Genomic DNA, 14,883 nt, shown 5'->3' on the forward strand with positions numbered 1-14,883 from the left:
ACTGCTATTCCGATGTGAATTCCTTGGCCTGTCAGCGCCGAGGGATAGCTGCGCGCTGCATAGCTGCGGTCCCGTACCGAACCATTGAAGGCATCACGGCCGCAACGCGGGCGCGTCCATCGCCATGCCCCGCGCGCGAGACATCAGATAGAGCTCCAGTTCGACCAGCTCCGGTGCGCCGTAGTCGTAGGCCTGGGCGCGGACGCCGGCCATGCAGTTGCGCAGCCGGCGCTGCAGCGAGCCGATGGACTGCCATTCCAGCCGGTACAGCGGATAGCCGGTCGGATGGGCCTGGGTGATGGCGGAACCGGCGAGGTGCTTGTCCCAGTTGTCGTCGTGGCAATTGCTGCAGCCGAGATTGAGCTGGCCCTGCCGGCGCATGAACAACGCGTGGCCGGCGGCAACGAACGGCGCCAGCCGCGGGTCAGCGCCGGCGTCGATCGCCATGCCGCGCGATTGCCGGGCGACCAGGGCGGTCAGCGCCAGCAGCTCCGGGCTTTCATAGGCCAGGGGCGTGGCCTGCTGGTGCTGGCTGCGGCACAGGTTGATGCGCTGCTCGAGATTGACCGGCCGCCCCAGTGTCGCATCGAAAGCGGGATAGTGCGCCGCGACGCCGCGCATGCTTGCGGGATCGTTGTGGCAGTCGGCGCAGGCCAGGTTCGCCGTGCCGGATTTGTCCTTCCACAGTTTCTCGCCGTCGAGCACCGACAGCATGGCGGGATTGGCGGTGTCGTCGTTCTGGATCGCCTGCGTTTGTGGCGTCATGAACGTCGCGCCGGAGCGGCGCTCGGCCGGCGGGATCTCGGTGGCGAAGCCGAGCGCTCCCGCCTGCATCAGCAGCGTTGCCGCGATGATGCCAGTGCCTTTCATTCGACGATGATCGAGGCCGAGGCGGTTTCGGAAAAGCCGCGGTCGCCGGTCCAGTTGAATTCCAGCGTGCCGCTGTCGCTGGCGACCGTAAAGAATGACAGGAAGGGATTGGCGGCGATGGCCGGAAACAGCTCAGCACGAAAGATCTCCACGCCATTGTAGCGGCAGGAGAAGCTGGTGATGATGTTGCGGGGAATGGCCTCGCCGGTCACGGTGTGGCGGAAGCCGGTTTCCATGATATGCGACATCAGCGCCTTGATCTCGATGATGTCGCCGCGCTTGGCCTTCGGCGGCACGTTGATGAGGGCGGAGGGCATCAGCCGGCTTCCTCGGTGCAGGCGGCCAGAGTCACCACCACGTCGGCGCTGACCGACCAGAACGAACCGTCCGACAGTCGCGCGATGGCCACGATCTTCTGGGTATCGGCGAGCCGCATCCTGGTGCCGACCTCGGCGCGGCCGGCGCACGGGCCGATGAAGAAGTTTCCCACATTGGGTTGCGGGTTCTTCTCGTTGAACAGATGGATGCTGCGCACGAAGTCGGTGTCCGTCATCGGGCTGGAGACGCTGACAGTGACCGGCACGGTATTGCCGTTCTCCACCAGCGGCGGCACGTCGAGCTTGACGCGGCCGGCATGCACCACCGCGCCGCCCACGACGGCGTGGATGGCCGCGGCCAGCGAGTCGGGCGTCGCCTGTGCACTCGTCAGCGCGAACGGCGTGACGGTGATGGCCGCCATGCCGCCAGCCATCGTCAGGAAGCCGCGCCGTGTCGCGTCGGTGCTCGTGCTCATCATCCGTCCCTGTTCAATCCCGCAGCGTGGTGAGATAGGCCACCACGTCCTCGATCTGCCCAGCCGAGAGGATCGGCCGGTCGCGCCATGTCGCCGCCACCCGCTGCAGGCTGTCGACCCGGTAATAGGATGGCATGATGGTCGCGGGATTGAGGCGCGTCGCATCCACCAGCCGCAGCCGCAATTGTCCCTCGCTCCAGCGGCTGCCGCTGCCCGCGAGACCCGGCGCCAGATCGCCCTGCAGCACGGCCGCGTTCTGCGGCACCGCGTGGCACAGCACGCAGGTGGTCTGCCGGTTGGCGACCAGCGCGCGTCCGCGCGCGGCATCGCCCGGTGCGCCGGTCAACGACGCCGCGATGGCATCGCCCTCGACCACGTAGCCGACAAGCTGTTGCGCGCGGGACGCGCCGGGCAGCGCTGTGCAACACAGTGCCGCGAGCAGCAGACGCGCGATCCCCGGTGCTCTAGCCAAAGGCTTCGGCCGTGATGGTAGCGAACCAGGCATCGGCAAAGGCGGCCTCCTGCGCGCGTACCGCGGCCGGCGCATCGAGCGGGCTGACGCCGCCGGCGCCCTCCACATCCGCGAACAGGCCGTTCTTGGGCTGGTACACGCCGGCGATGGAGATGCCGTAATCGGGCGTCACCAGGCTGTAGCAGGTGTTGATCAGCTTGGGCTGCGGCGGCGCGTTGCCTGCCAGCAGGGTGACCACCGCGCCGGCGCAGGCCTTGGCCTGGGCATTGGCCGAAAAAGCCGATTTGGGCATCGCGCCGGCGATGCAGGCGTCGCCGATGACATGGATGTTCGGCACCAGCCGCGATTCGAAGCTGACCGGATCGATACTGCACCAGCCGGTCTTGTCGACGGCACCGGCCAGCACGGCGATCGCGCCGGCTTTCTGCGGTGGGATCACATTGGCGACCTGCGCGGTGTGCTTGCCGAAATCGGTGGTCAGCGTGTTGGTGGCCGGATCGACCGACGTCACCTTGCCGCCCTGTGACAGCGCAACCCATTCCACCATGCCGGGATACAGCTCTGCCCAGGCGCTCTGGAACAGTTTCTGTTTCGAGAAGGCATCCTTGGCGTCGAGGATGATCAGCTTGGAGCGCGGCTTCTTCGTCTTCAGATACCAGGCGATCAGGCTGGCGCGCTCATAGGGGCCGGGCGGACAGCGGAACGGATTGGCCGGTGCCGCGATCACCACCAGACCGCCATCGTCCATCGCCTCGAGCTGGCGGCGCAGCAGCGTAGTCTGCTCGCCGGCCTTCCAGGCGTGCGGCATTTTCCCGGCGGCAGCCTGGTCGTAGCCCTCCAGCGCGTCGAAGCGCAGGTCGATGCCCGGCGCCAGGACCAGCCGGTCATAGGTCAGCGACGAGCCGTCAGCGAGTTTGACGCTACGCGCCTGCGCGTCGATCCCTGCCGCCATCTGCGGGACCACGGCAATGCCCTCGGCCGCGAACTTTCCGTAACCGAATTGCTGCGCTTCCAGAGGCCGCATTCCGACGATCACCGCATTGCTGAACGGGCAGGAAGTGTAGGTGGCGTTGGGTTCGACCAGCGTGATCTGGATGCTGGGGTCGAGTTGCCGCAGCGCGCGGGCGCAACTGGCGCCGCCGAAACCGCCGCCGATCACCACGACCTTTGCCGCGCCCTGCGCCAGCGCCGGCCGCGCAAATCCCAGCGCGGCGGCGCCCATCGCCGCGCCGAAAAACTCCCGCCGGTTCGGATGACGCAAGCGGCTCATCTTGTGTCCTGTTGCTGTGCAGCGAGCCATGCCGCGATCGGGCGCACCTCGTCGTCGGAAAACCCCTTGGCGATGCGGTTCATCACCGTGGCCGGCCTGGAGCCGTCGCGAAACGCTGCCATGGCAGCGACGATCTCGCCGGCGTCGCGTCCACGCAGATGCGGCACCGGCGAGGTCGCACTACTGATCGTCGTGTGGCAACCGGAGCACGAAGCCGCGCCCGGTGGCGGCAGCGATGCTGCCTGCGACGGCGTGGCCGCAATCGCAAACAGGGCCATCGCCAATCCAACGGAACTGCGAAGCTCATTCATTCCCGTCATCCAGTGGAAAAGCGGAGGCTGCTTGCCTCTGCTCATATCAGGCAAAGCTGATGTCGTGGTTGCGCAGCGGCACCGAGCGGATGCGTTTGCCGGTGGCGGCGAAATAGGCGTTGAGCACCGCGGGCGCCGCGACGCAGATGGTCGGCTCGCCGACCCCGCCCCAGAATCCGCCGCTCGGCATGATGATCGACTCCACCTTGGGCATTTCGCTGATCCGCATCGAATTGTAGGTGTCGAAGTTATTCTCCTCGATGCGTCCGTCCTTCACCGTGAGTCCGCCATAGAACAGCGCGGACAGGCCGTAGACGAAGGAGCCAGCGATCTGCCGCTCGATCTGCGCCGGATTGACGGCGTAGCCGGGATCGGTGGCGGCAACGATGCGATGCACCTTGATCTTGTTGCCTGATGTCACCGAGATCTCGGTGGCGCCGGCCACGTAGCTGCCATAGCCCATGTGCTGGGCGATGCCGCGGAACACGCCCTTGGGCGGCGGCGTGGTCCAGCCGATCTTCTCGGCGACGGCATTGAGCACAGCGAGGTGCTTGGGGTGCTTGCCCATCAGCTTGCGGCGGAATTCGAGCGGGTCCTGCCCGGCAGACAGCGCCAGCTCGTCCATGAAGCATTCGAGATAGATGGCATTGTGGTTGACGTTGACACCGCGCCAGAAGCCGGGCGGCACGTGCGGGTTGCGCATGGAGTGTTCGACCAACAGGTTCGGCAGACTGTAGCCGATCGCCGCCTCGCCCTGCGGCGCAAGGCCCTGGAACGCCGCCGGATCCATGCCATTGACCAGCGCATCCGGACGCACGCTGAACAGGATCGACTGGCCGGACAGCCGGACCTGCAGCGCGGTCAGATTGTTGTCGGCGTCGAACGCGCCGGTCAGCTTGCACTGGGTGATCGGATGATACCTGCCGTGCTGCATGTCCTCTTCGCGCGACCAGATCAGTTTGATCGGCGTACCCGGCATCTGCTTGGCGATCGATACTGCCTGCCGCACATAGTCGGTCATGCTGCGGCGACCGAAGCCGCCGCCGAGCATCAGCTTGTGCACGTCGCATTTGTCGGCCGGCAGGCCGGAGGCCTCCAGCACCGCGGCGAAGGCGGCTTCGCCGTTCTGGGTGCCGGTCCACACTTCGCATTTATCCGCCGTGTAGAGCGCAGTAGCGTTCATGGGCTCCATGGTGGCGTGGTTCTGGTAGGGGTAGGAATAGACCGCCTCGATCTTGCGCGCGGCGCCGGCGACTGCGGCCTTGGCATCGCCGTTCTGGTTCCCGATAAAGGCGGGCTGCGCCGGGTCGAGGCCTTCCTCGAGCCATTTGGCGATGGAGGCACTGGACACCTTGGCGTTGTCGCCTTCGTCCCAGACGATGGGCAGTGCGTCGAGCGCGACCTTGGCGTGCCACCATGTGTCGGCGACCACGGCGACTGCGCTGTCACCCACCTTCACCACCTTCTTGACGCCCTTCATGGCGGCGACCTTGGAGTCGTCGAAGCTTTTCAGTCTGCCGCCGAACACCGGGCAATCCTTGATCGCGGCGTTGAGCATGCCCGGTAGCACCACGTCGACGCCATAGGTCATCTTGCCGGTGGTCTTGTCGGCGGTGTCCAGCCGCTTGACGCCCTTGCCGACGATCCGCCAGTCCTTGGGGTCCTTCAGCTTGACGTCGGCGGGTGGCGAAAGTTTTGCGGCGGCCTCGACCACCTTGCCGTAGGTGGTGGTGCGGCCCGACGGCTTGTGGGTGATGACACTGCTGGCGGCGCTGCATTCGCCGACCGGCACGTTCCATTCATTGGCGGCGGCCTGCACCAGCATCATGCGCGCGGTGGCGCCGCCCTTGCGGACATAGTCCTGCGAGGTGCGGATGCCGCGGCTGCCGCCGGTGGAGAAGTCGCCCCAGGCGCGCTTGCGGGCGACGCTCTGGCCCGGCGTCGGATATTCCGTCGTGACCTTGGACCAGTCGCATTCGAGTTCCTCGGCGACCAGCTGCGCGAGGCCGGTCAGGGTGCCCTGGCCCATTTCCGAACGCGCGATGCGGATCACCACGGTGTTGTCCGGGCGTATCACCACCCAGGCGTTGACTTCCGGCGATCCGTCGGCGGCGCGCACCACGCCGGGACCGCCGAACGGCAGGTCGAGCCCGAGCGCGAGGCCGCTGCCCACGGCGGCGGATCCGATGACGAAAGAGCGGCGGCTGAGGCTTGGCATATGGGTCATGTCATGTTCCTCAGGCGCTGGCGGCGGCGTGGATCGCTTCGCGCACCTGCTGGAAGGTGCCGCAACGACAGATATTGGTGATGGCCTCGTCGATGTCGGCGTCGGATGGTTTCGGCTTGTCGCGCAGCAGCGCGGTGACCGCCATGATCATGCCGCTCTGGCAATAGCCGCACTGCGGCACGTCGTTGTCGATCCAGGCCTGCTGCACCTTGTGCAACGTGCCGCCGGCGGCCAGTCCCTCGATGGTGACGATCTGCTTGCCGACGGCCTCGCCGACGGTCACGCCGCACGAACGGGTCGCGGCGCCGTCGAGATGTACGGTGCAGGCGCCGCATTGTGCAATGCCGCAACCATATTTGGTGCCGGTCAGGCCGGCATTTTCGCGGATAGCCCACAGCAAGGGCGTGTCAGCTTCGGCATCGATCTCGAATGTCTTGCCGTTGATCGTGAGGCTTGGCATCTTCCGTCCCCTTGCCGGGATTGTTGCTCCCATGAACGGCAAGGTGGCGCGAAAACTGGAATAGTTCAAATAAACAATTTGCGTTCGGCATGTGACCGACCGCGACGTTCCGCAACGTGTCGAACGCATGACGCGATCAACGGCGGTCTAGCGCTCGCTTTTCGGAAGTGACCACGGCGCGAATTTGCGCTGCACGATCACACACAGGCGGAACATCGCAAGGCTCAGCGCGACCAGCACGATCAGGCCGGCAAAGGCTTGGGGAACCTTGAAGAACGAGGTCGAGAACATGATAAAGAAGCCGAGCCCGCGCTCGGCCGCCACGAATTCCGCCACCACCGCGCCAACCACCGACAGGGTGGTGGCAATTTTCAATGCGCTGAAGATATAGGGCAGCGCGAAGGGCAGGCGGATATGCAGCACCTCGCGGGCGCGGCCGGCCTTGAGCGAGCGCGACAGCTCGATCAGTTCTTCAGGTGTCGCCAGCAGGCCGGTCACGGTGGAGACGACGATCGGAAAGAACGCGATCATGAAGGTGATCAGCACCCGCGGCAGGTCGGCGGCGCCGAGCGTGGTGACGATGATCGGCGCCACCGCGACCACCGGCGTCGACTGCACGATGATCAGGATCGGGTACAGCGTGCGCGACAGGAAGCGCGAATTGGCCAGCGCGATGGCCAACGGAATCGACACCACCACGGCGAGCACGAAGCCCATCGCCGCCACCCGCAGCGTCGCCCAGATATGGCCGAGCCACAGCGTCCATTCGATATTGGCGCCGGCGGTGACGATGGCGCTCGGCGACGGCAGCAGGAACGACGGGATGGCGAAGAAGCGGCATGAGCCTTCCCACAGCAGCAGCAGGGCGATGAAGGTCAGCGCCGGCGCGAAGCGGTTGAGTTGCACGAGGGTGCGGGAGAGGCGCGGGCTCATGGTCATGTCACCGGCCGGGTAAAGAGCTGGCCGCGAATGTAGTTGGCCATCTCGTTGAATGCCGGGTCGGACAGCGACGCCAGCGACCTTGGCCGGGCCAGCGGCACGTCGAGGATCTCGCGGACCCGGCCCGGGCGGGCGCTCATCACCACGATGCGGTCGGCGAGCAGCAGCGCTTCGGGGATCGAATGGGTGATGAACAGCACCGTCTTCGGCCGCTCGGTCCAGATCCGCAGCAGCTCGAAGCTCATCTCCTCGCGGGTCAGCGCGTCGAGCGCCGAGAACGGCTCGTCCATCAGCAGGATGTCCGGGTCGAGCAGCAGGGCGCGGGCGATGGCGACGCGCTGCTGCATGCCGCCGGACAGTTCGTCGATCTGCTTGGCGGCGAAATCGGACAGGCCGACCAGCGCCAGCAGCTCCTGCGCACGGACGCGCTCCTCCGCGGTGACGCGGCCGTATTTGTGGCGCATCGGGAAGGTGACGTTGTCGAGCACGTTGAACCAGGGCAGCAGCGTCGGCTTCTGGAACACGATGCCAATGTCGTCGCGCGGCTCGGTCACCGGCATGCCGTAGATGTCCAGCGTGCCGCCGGTCGGCTTGATCAGGCCGGCGATCAGCCTCAGCAGGGTCGATTTGCCGCAGCCGGACGGTCCGAGCACCGCGATGAACTCGTGGCGCCCGATATCGAAGGTGATGCCGTCGAGCGCCGTGACGGACGAGCCGTCATCCTTGCCGAAGGTCTGCTTGAGGTCGGCGAAGTGGATGACGGGCTGCGAGGTCAAGAGCGATGTCCGGGCAAATGATGGCTGGCAGGAACGGCGGGCGCCGGATCGCTCCGGCGCCCGTGCAGGATCACTTCGGCAGGAACGAGCGGTCGACCGCGGTCTCCGGGTCGAGCTTCTCGATCGGCATGTTCTGCGACTTGGCGGTCCATTCCCAGGTCTTGGCGAGCAGCGCCTTCTCGAAGGCGCCGGCGCCGTCCTTCTTGGCGATAGCGTTGTCCATCAGCGGAATGGAAGCTGCGAACTGCTTGTCGGCAACGGCCGCATCGATATCGCCCACCGAGGCCTTCACCGAGGCGCCGGCAAGTTTCGGATCGGCGATGGCCATCTGGTTGCCGGCCAGGAACGCCTTCAGGGTGCGCCGTGCCACGTCGGGCCGCTCGGCCAGGAATTTTTCCGATGCAAACACCGACAGGCCGTAGCCGGTGAAGCCGTAGTCGGACCACGAGATCACCTTCAGCTTCTTCTTGACCTCGTTCATCGGCCCCTCGAAACCGGGCGCCACCGTCACCCAGTTGATGGTGGCGTCGACCTTGCCCGATGCCAGCATCGGCGCCAGTGCGCCGGGGTCGACCTTGAGCAGTTCGACCTTGGCGGGATCGATGCCGTTGGCCTGCAGCAGCAGCGGCCACACCACGTTCGAGGAAGAGAAGGTGGCCGTGGCGATCTTCTTGCCGGCAATGTCCTTCAGCGAGTTGATGCCCGAGCCCTCCGTGGTGAAGATTGCATCCGGCTCGATAGTATAGAGCGAGGCGATCGCCTTGACGGGGACCTTGCTCTCCGCCCTGGCCTGCAGCAGCGCGGCGAGCCCGCCGGTGCCCATGTCGCCGGCGCCGGTGCCGAGCTTGGTCACCACGTCGGAGGAGCCGCGGCCGGACTGGATCGTCACCTCGAGACCCTCGGCGGCGAACAGGCCCTTGGCCTGCGCCACATAGACGGCGGCCTTGTCGCCGGCCGGCAGCCAGTCGAGCAGGAACGTCACCTTGTCGGCGGCGAAGGCCGGCGCCGCGGTCGTCAAGACAAGTCCGGTGACAGCCAGGGTGCGCGTGAGCAGTGAGCGGATCATTCGAGGGACTCCTTGTTTGAGGCTTCGTTTTGTTCGAGCTCTTGCACGAGCCGGACCAGATTTCGAACGCGGGCGAACGAGGGGGCGCAGCCAAACCGGGGGACTTGTCGGTCTGCCGCAAAATCATGAGCGGGCTGCCAGCCACGGGATGACGCAGGCTGCCAGTTTTTCAGGCATCGCCAGTTGCGGCGCGTGCCCGCTGTCGAGACCGACAACCCATGCGCCGGGGACCATGGCCTGCATGCGGCGCTGCGCAGCCAGCACCACCGAGCGATCCTGCAGCGCCTCGACATAGAGCCGGGGGACGGTGCCGAAGCGTTGCGACGTCAGCTGCGGGCTGATGGCGCGGCCGCCTTCCGCTTGCGGTGTCAGCCGCACGCTCGCCGCTTCGGCGTCGTCCTGGGCGCAGTCGTGATAGAAAATCTGCCGCGCCGCATCGGGCGGCACCGTCGATGTCACCCCATCGGCAGACCACACCAGATGCGGGCGAATTCCCGCCGCGGCCGGATCGGCGGCCACCAATGGGCCGACCACGTCGCCGAAGCTGCCGCCGTTCGGCAGCATCATGCCGGCCACATAGACCACGCCGCTGACGCGGTCGTGGCAACGTTCCGCGACTTCCGAGGCGATCACCCCGCCGCCGGAATGCGCCAGCAGCACGACCGGATCGTCGCCGGAACGAATCCTGTCGCCGACATGTGCGGCATAGACATCGAGCGAGACGTCCGCCGCCGGGGTTGAATCGTGGCCGTTGCCGGGAAGGTCGATCGCCTCGGCGCGGAAGCCGGCCTGCGCCAGCGCTGGCAGGAAGCGGGACCACGCCCAGCTTCCCTGCCAGGCGCCGTGGATCAGGATCAGTCTCACGTCGCGGGCGCGTAGGTGCGGGCGTACATGGTGCGCAGATGCGCCTCGACGGTGGTGGGCGGATATTTCGGCGCTTCGCCGGCGGCGAGGCAGGTCGGAATGCAGGCGACTTCGTGGTCGTAGTTGCCGACATAGAAGAACGGCACCGAATAGCGCTCGCGCCCGGAGGTGTTGATCACGCGGTGCAGGGTGGAGCGGTAGAGATCGTTGGTCCAGCGCGCGATCATGTCGCCGAGATTGACGATGTAGGTTCCCGGCACCGGCTCGGCGTGGACCCAGCCCTGGCTTTCCTGATCCCAGACCTGCAGGCCGCCGACATTGTCCTGGCGCAGCAGGGTCAGCCCGCCGAAGTCGGTGTGGGCACCGGCGCCGCGCTGCTCCGGAGCGTCGCCCGGCTGTTGCGGCGGATAGTGCAGCAGCCGCAGCGTCGCCATCGGATCCGCGCAGAAGTCCTTGAAGTAGTCCTCGTCGAGGTCGAGCGACAATGCGATGCCGCGCATCAGGCGCTCGCCGAGACCAAGCAAGGCCGTGAAGTAGTCGGTCATGGTGTCGTGAAAGCCGGGCCCGGCATTGGCCGGCCACTGGTTCGGGCCGTGGTTGAACTTGCCCGCCAGCACGCGCGGGTCATCGGCGGCGTGTTCTGGACCGATATAGAAGCCCTCCTTGAGGTCCGGCGGCGCGCCGGCCTCCAGCGTCTGGGCCTTCAGCGGCTCGTAGCCGCGATTGGCCTTCGAATGCGCCTTGTCGAGCGCCAGCTTGTCGGCAGCGGGGAGCGCGAAGAAGGTTTCCGCTTCCGCGAACACCTGCGCCACCAGCGTTTCGGGGATGCCGTGGTTCTTCACATAGAAGAAGCCCTTGTCGAGACAGGCGCGCCGGAGCTCCTGGGCCACGCCCCGGCGGTCCGCTGGATCGGCGCTCGAGAGACCGGAGATGTCGATGATCGGAAGCGCGGACGCGGCGACGTGGACTGCTTTCAGGGTGGCTGGCATGGTCGATCCCTCTGCGAGTTCCCGAGCCTTGCATGGGATGCCTGTGCTCAAAAGAACAGAGTTTCGAGCATGCCGATGCCGAAGCGGCATCAGCCAGGGCCAAGCGCCGCATTTTCCTCGGCTTCCCGCCGGTTCAATTCGTCGGCAAGGATCTGCACGAAGCGGTCGACGGCGGTTGGCAGGGCTCGGCCGGCGCGGACATAGACGCCGAGATCACTCCAGATCGGGCCATTGGCCTCCAGCGGCACATGGACCAGCCGGCCGGACGCCATGGCGCTGGTGAGGCCGATTCGGGTCTGGAACGCGACGCCGACCCCGCGCAACGCCAGTTCGCGCATCAGCTCGACCGAACCCGACATGACGGCCGGCTCGAGCGCGCGGGATATGCGCGAGATCTCCGGCGCCAGCAGCCGGTTGATCGACAGGTCGGGCGTCGCCAGGATGATCGGCGAATTGAGGCAGGCCGCCAGCGATGTCGTGGATTTGGCGGCAATGGGGTGATCCGGCGGGACCACCGCGCCGAGCCGGAAGCGATTGAGCGCGACCTGGTGCAGATCGCCGTTGCGCGGCAGCGCGAAGGCCAGGCCGATATCGCAAAGGCCCTCCGCGATCACGGACGGGATGGCGAAGGATCCCATCGTCTCGACGGTCACCGTGACACGCGGCGCGCGTGCGCGCATGCGCTGGATCGCATCGGGCAGGATCTCGCCGCACACGCCCTCGACAGCAGCGATGCGGATCTGTCCGGCGTGGCCGCCCTTGAGTGCGCCGATGTCGGTGCGCACCCGCTCGAGGTCCTGCAGCACTGCGATGACGTGACGCGCCATCGCCTCGCCGCTGGCCGTCAGCTTCAGCCCCGTTACCGTGCGGTCGAACAGTGCCGCGCCGACTTCCTTTTCCAGCTTCAGGATCTGCCGGTTCACCGCGGAGGACGCCACGTTCAATCGGCGGGCGGCTTCGCGGATCGACCCGGCACGCCGCACGGCCTCGAAATAATGGATCGCGGCCGAGTGGATGCGCATGGTCTACCCGGCCGCCGCCGTCACCAGCGCGATCAGCTCGGTGCCGTAACGCTCCAATTTCTTGTCGCCGATCCCCGGAATGCCGCGCAGTTGCGCCAGCGAGGTCGGGCGTGCGGTGGCTATGCCGTCGAGGGTGGCGTCGTGCAGGATGACGTAGGCCGGCACGCTGGTCTTCTTGGCGAGTTCGGAGCGCCAGGCGCGCAGAATGTCGAGCAGGTCCGGGTTGGCGTCGCCGTTGCTTGCCGTCGGAACGCCGCGCCGTCGTGCGCCACCGCGCTTGCCGAGCGGACCGGCGGCCTCTTCGCGCAGCATCACTTGCGTCTCGCCCTTCAGCACGCCGCGAGCTGATTCGGTTAGCGTAAGAGCGTTATAGGCCTCGCTGTCGGGGCGCAGATGGCCGAGCGCCACCAGTTGCCGGATCGCGGCGCGCCACTGCTTGTCGCTGAGGTCGGCGCCGACGCCGAACACCGAGAGCTTGTCGTGGCCGAACTGCTTGACCTTGTCGGTGTCGCGCCCGATCAGCACGTCGATCAGGTGCATGGCGCCGAACCGCTGCCCGGTGCGATAGGCGGTGGACAATAGTTTTTGCGCAATCACGCTGCCATCCTTCACCAGCGGCGGCGTCAGGCAGTTGTCGCAGTTGCCGCATTTCGCGTCCGTTACGGTCTCGCCGAAGTAGCCCAGCAGTGTTGTGCGTCGGCAATAGGTGGACTCGGCCAGGCTCACCAGCGCCTCGAGCTTGCTGATAGACACTCGCTTGAACGCTTCGGCGCCGGTGGATTCGTCGATCATGCGGCGCTGCTGCACGATGTCCGAGAGGCCGTAAGTCATCCAGGCATCGGACGGCTTGCCGTCGCGGCCGGCGCGGCCGGTCTCCTGGTAATAGGCCTCGATGCTTTTCGGCAGGTCGAGATGGGCGACGAAGCGCACGTCGGGCTTGTCGATGCCCATGCCGAACGCCACGGTGGCCACCATCACGATGCCGTCCTCGTTGATGAAGCGGTCCTGATTGCGCGCGCGCAAATCGGCGGGGAGGCCTGCATGATAGGGCAACGCCGGAATGCCCGCCTTGGTCAGCGCCGTGGCGGTGTCCTCGACCTTGGCGCGCGACAGGCAATAGACGATGCCGGCGTCGCCGGAATGGAATTCGTTGATGAAGGCCTGCAGCTGGGTCTTGCCGTTCAGCTTGTCGACGATCTGATACTTGATGTTCGGGCGGTCGAAGCTGGCGACGAAGCGCGGCGCGTCGTCGAGCTGCAGGCGATGGGCGATCTCCTGCCGGGTGAGATCGTCGGCGGTGGCGGTGAGCGCGATGCGCGGCACGTCGGGGAAGCGCTCGGCAATGACCGACAGGCCGATATATTCCGGGCGAAAGTCGTGGCCCCATTGCGACACGCAATGCGCCTCGTCGATGGCGAACAGTGCGATCTTGGCGCGGCCGAGCATGGTCAGGCAGCGTGGCGTCAGCAGCCGTTCCGGCGCCACATAGAGGACGTCGAGGTCACCGGCGAGTAGCCGGCGTTCGACCTCGTTGGCCTCGTCCCATGTCAGCGATGAGTTCAGCACCGCCGCCTTGACGCCGGCCTCGATCAGGCCCGCGACCTGATCGCGCATCAGTGCGATCAGCGGCGACACCACGATGCCGCAGCCCTCGCGCAGCAGCGACGGCAGCTGGTAGCACAGCGACTTGCCGCCGCCGGTGGGCATCAGCACCAGGCAGTTGCCGCCATTGGTGACGTGGCGGACGATCGCTTCCTGCTCGCCGCGAAAGCCGGGCAGGCCGAATACCGAGTTCAGGATCGACAGCGCATCGGGCGCCATATCGGACTCCCGGAGACGGGCGGTGAGGGTAGCGGGAGCGGGCATACAGCGGAAGATCCCTGATTCGTCCCCCACCTATAGCAGACAGGACGGCCGTTTCGGCCGGATGCGCGGCTTTACCCACGGCGGCCGAAGTTATATGACGAAACCGTGTCCGGCCTTGCCGCCGCCACACCGATCGCGCAGAGAACGCCGATGTCCTTCATCTTGCGCATTGTGTCATGGCTGACCAGCCGCGGTCCCCACGTCCGGCGGGTCGCGGCCAATGAGAATGCCGCGCCCAAGGGCCGGATTCGCAAAAAGAAGACGCCAAAGGCGCCGGTCGTCGTCCATGTGATCGGCCATCGGTTGCCCATCGCCCGGCTGGGGCGCGCCGCGGCGCTCGACATCTGGAACCTGTCGGATCCGACCCGGCTGGCGCTGCTCTATCTGCAGCACGGCCGCCGCCTGCGCCTGCCGGCCCCGCAGACCATCGTCGAGTTCGGCAAGGCTGCACAGCGCAGCAACTCCCGCGACTAGCGAGCTATCGTTCCGGGGCCGAAGCGGCGCCAGCCGCGACCGAACCCGGAATCTCGGCATGTTCATCGTCCCGTCTCGGGATTCCCCGCCAATCCGATTGGATGCGCTGAGGTTCACGTCCGGCCAACGCCGCCCGCGCACCGGAAGGACAATGTGTGGCTGCCCCCTTGCGGAACCAACGCGGTTCCGGTCGATTGACGGGCACACTCAACCGCGAGGCCAGCGATGACCGACAACAATTTCATGGGTGCCGAGCCCGGCTTTACCGAGCGCGTCAGGACCACAGCGCGTGAAGCCGCCAAGACCGGTGGCGAGATCGGCGAGATCTTCAGCGATGTCGTGGATCGCCTGAGCGACGTGGTGGATAACGCCCGCCGTCCCGGCAAGCCGCTCGATACGCTGAGCAAGGTTGTCCGCGAAGCGCCATTGGCGTCGCTATTCGTCGCCTTTGTCGTCGGCGTGGCGTTCGCGCGCAGGCGCTGAT

The 14,883-nt window shown here is 66.5% G+C and carries 17 protein-coding genes; 2 read left to right on the forward strand and 15 right to left on the reverse strand.

Annotation, left to right across the window (positions count from 1 at the left end; genetic code table 11):
• Window positions 1–93: 93 nt before the first annotated feature.
• From soxA to recQ, 15 genes are all read right to left on the reverse strand, one after another.
• Window positions 94–870 carry a sulfur oxidation c-type cytochrome SoxA gene (gene soxA, locus ACUXVA_RS07975; RefSeq protein WP_265080794.1) on the reverse strand — a complete coding sequence of 259 codons (777 nt, stop codon included), beginning with the start codon at window positions 868–870 and terminating at the stop codon, window positions 94–96.
• Entirely contained in the window at window positions 867–1,187 is a 321-nt protein-coding gene (gene soxZ / locus ACUXVA_RS07980) for a thiosulfate oxidation carrier complex protein SoxZ (RefSeq protein WP_265080793.1), read from the reverse strand. The genes soxA and soxZ overlap by 4 nt, the downstream gene beginning before the upstream one ends.
• On the reverse strand, window positions 1,187–1,663 hold the full coding sequence (locus ACUXVA_RS07985; protein ID WP_445491570.1) for a SoxY-related AACIE arm protein: 477 nt from the start codon (window positions 1,661–1,663) through the stop codon (window positions 1,187–1,189). Before ACUXVA_RS07985 ends, soxZ begins: the two co-directional genes overlap by 1 nt.
• A gap of 13 nt (window positions 1,664–1,676) precedes the next feature.
• Entirely contained in the window at window positions 1,677–2,135 is a 459-nt protein-coding gene (soxX, locus tag ACUXVA_RS07990) for a sulfur oxidation c-type cytochrome SoxX (RefSeq protein WP_445491572.1), read from the reverse strand.
• On the reverse strand, window positions 2,128–3,405 hold the full coding sequence (locus ACUXVA_RS07995) for an NAD(P)/FAD-dependent oxidoreductase (RefSeq protein ID WP_265080790.1): 1,278 nt from the start codon (window positions 3,403–3,405) through the stop codon (window positions 2,128–2,130). The genes soxX and ACUXVA_RS07995 overlap by 8 nt, the downstream gene beginning before the upstream one ends.
• Window positions 3,402–3,716, reverse strand: coding sequence for a c-type cytochrome (locus ACUXVA_RS08000; RefSeq protein ID WP_445491575.1), 315 nt, complete (start codon window positions 3,714–3,716; stop codon window positions 3,402–3,404). Before ACUXVA_RS08000 ends, ACUXVA_RS07995 begins: the two co-directional genes overlap by 4 nt.
• A 46-nt stretch (window positions 3,717–3,762) precedes the next feature.
• A complete protein-coding gene (locus ACUXVA_RS08005) occupies window positions 3,763–5,943 on the reverse strand; it encodes a xanthine dehydrogenase family protein molybdopterin-binding subunit (RefSeq protein WP_265080788.1) in 2,181 nt (726 codons plus the stop codon).
• 10 nt (window positions 5,944–5,953) lie between these two features.
• Window positions 5,954–6,403: a (2Fe-2S)-binding protein gene (locus ACUXVA_RS08010; protein WP_265080787.1), complete on the reverse strand. Its 450-nt coding sequence runs from the start codon at window positions 6,401–6,403 to the stop codon at window positions 5,954–5,956.
• A 147-nt stretch (window positions 6,404–6,550) separates the two neighbouring features.
• Window positions 6,551–7,336, reverse strand: a complete 786-nt coding sequence (locus ACUXVA_RS08015) for an ABC transporter permease (RefSeq protein WP_265080786.1) — start codon at window positions 7,334–7,336, stop codon at window positions 6,551–6,553.
• A gap of 2 nt (window positions 7,337–7,338) precedes the next feature.
• The gene (locus tag ACUXVA_RS08020) at window positions 7,339–8,118 is read right to left on the reverse strand and encodes an ABC transporter ATP-binding protein (RefSeq protein WP_265080785.1); all 780 of its coding nucleotides are present in this window, start codon (window positions 8,116–8,118) and stop codon (window positions 7,339–7,341) included.
• Between the two features lie 70 nt (window positions 8,119–8,188).
• Entirely contained in the window at window positions 8,189–9,184 is a 996-nt protein-coding gene (locus ACUXVA_RS08025) for an ABC transporter substrate-binding protein (protein WP_265080784.1), read from the reverse strand.
• Window positions 9,185–9,307: 123 nt separating this feature from the next.
• On the reverse strand, window positions 9,308–10,048 hold the full coding sequence (locus tag ACUXVA_RS08030) for an alpha/beta fold hydrolase (RefSeq protein ID WP_445491579.1): 741 nt from the start codon (window positions 10,046–10,048) through the stop codon (window positions 9,308–9,310).
• Window positions 10,045–11,037, reverse strand: coding sequence for an isopenicillin N synthase family dioxygenase (locus ACUXVA_RS08035; RefSeq protein WP_265080782.1), 993 nt, complete (start codon window positions 11,035–11,037; stop codon window positions 10,045–10,047). Before ACUXVA_RS08035 ends, ACUXVA_RS08030 begins: the two co-directional genes overlap by 4 nt.
• 89 nt (window positions 11,038–11,126) lie before the next feature.
• Window positions 11,127–12,059: a LysR family transcriptional regulator gene (locus ACUXVA_RS08040; RefSeq protein WP_445491582.1), complete on the reverse strand. Its 933-nt coding sequence runs from the start codon at window positions 12,057–12,059 to the stop codon at window positions 11,127–11,129.
• Between the two features lie 3 nt (window positions 12,060–12,062).
• The gene (gene recQ, locus ACUXVA_RS08045) at window positions 12,063–13,880 is read right to left on the reverse strand and encodes a DNA helicase RecQ (protein WP_265080780.1); all 1,818 of its coding nucleotides are present in this window, start codon (window positions 13,878–13,880) and stop codon (window positions 12,063–12,065) included.
• Window positions 13,881–14,075: 195 nt separating this feature from the next.
• Between recQ and ACUXVA_RS08050 the strand changes: the two genes are divergently transcribed.
• A complete protein-coding gene (locus tag ACUXVA_RS08050) occupies window positions 14,076–14,399 on the forward strand; it encodes a hypothetical protein (protein ID WP_445491584.1) in 324 nt (107 codons plus the stop codon).
• A gap of 225 nt (window positions 14,400–14,624) precedes the next feature.
• On the forward strand, window positions 14,625–14,882 hold the full coding sequence (locus tag ACUXVA_RS08055; RefSeq protein WP_265080778.1) for a hypothetical protein: 258 nt from the start codon (window positions 14,625–14,627) through the stop codon (window positions 14,880–14,882).
• The last annotated feature ends 1 nt before the right edge of the window (window position 14,883 follow it).

Source organism: Rhodopseudomonas sp. RCAM05734 (assembly GCF_052658035.1).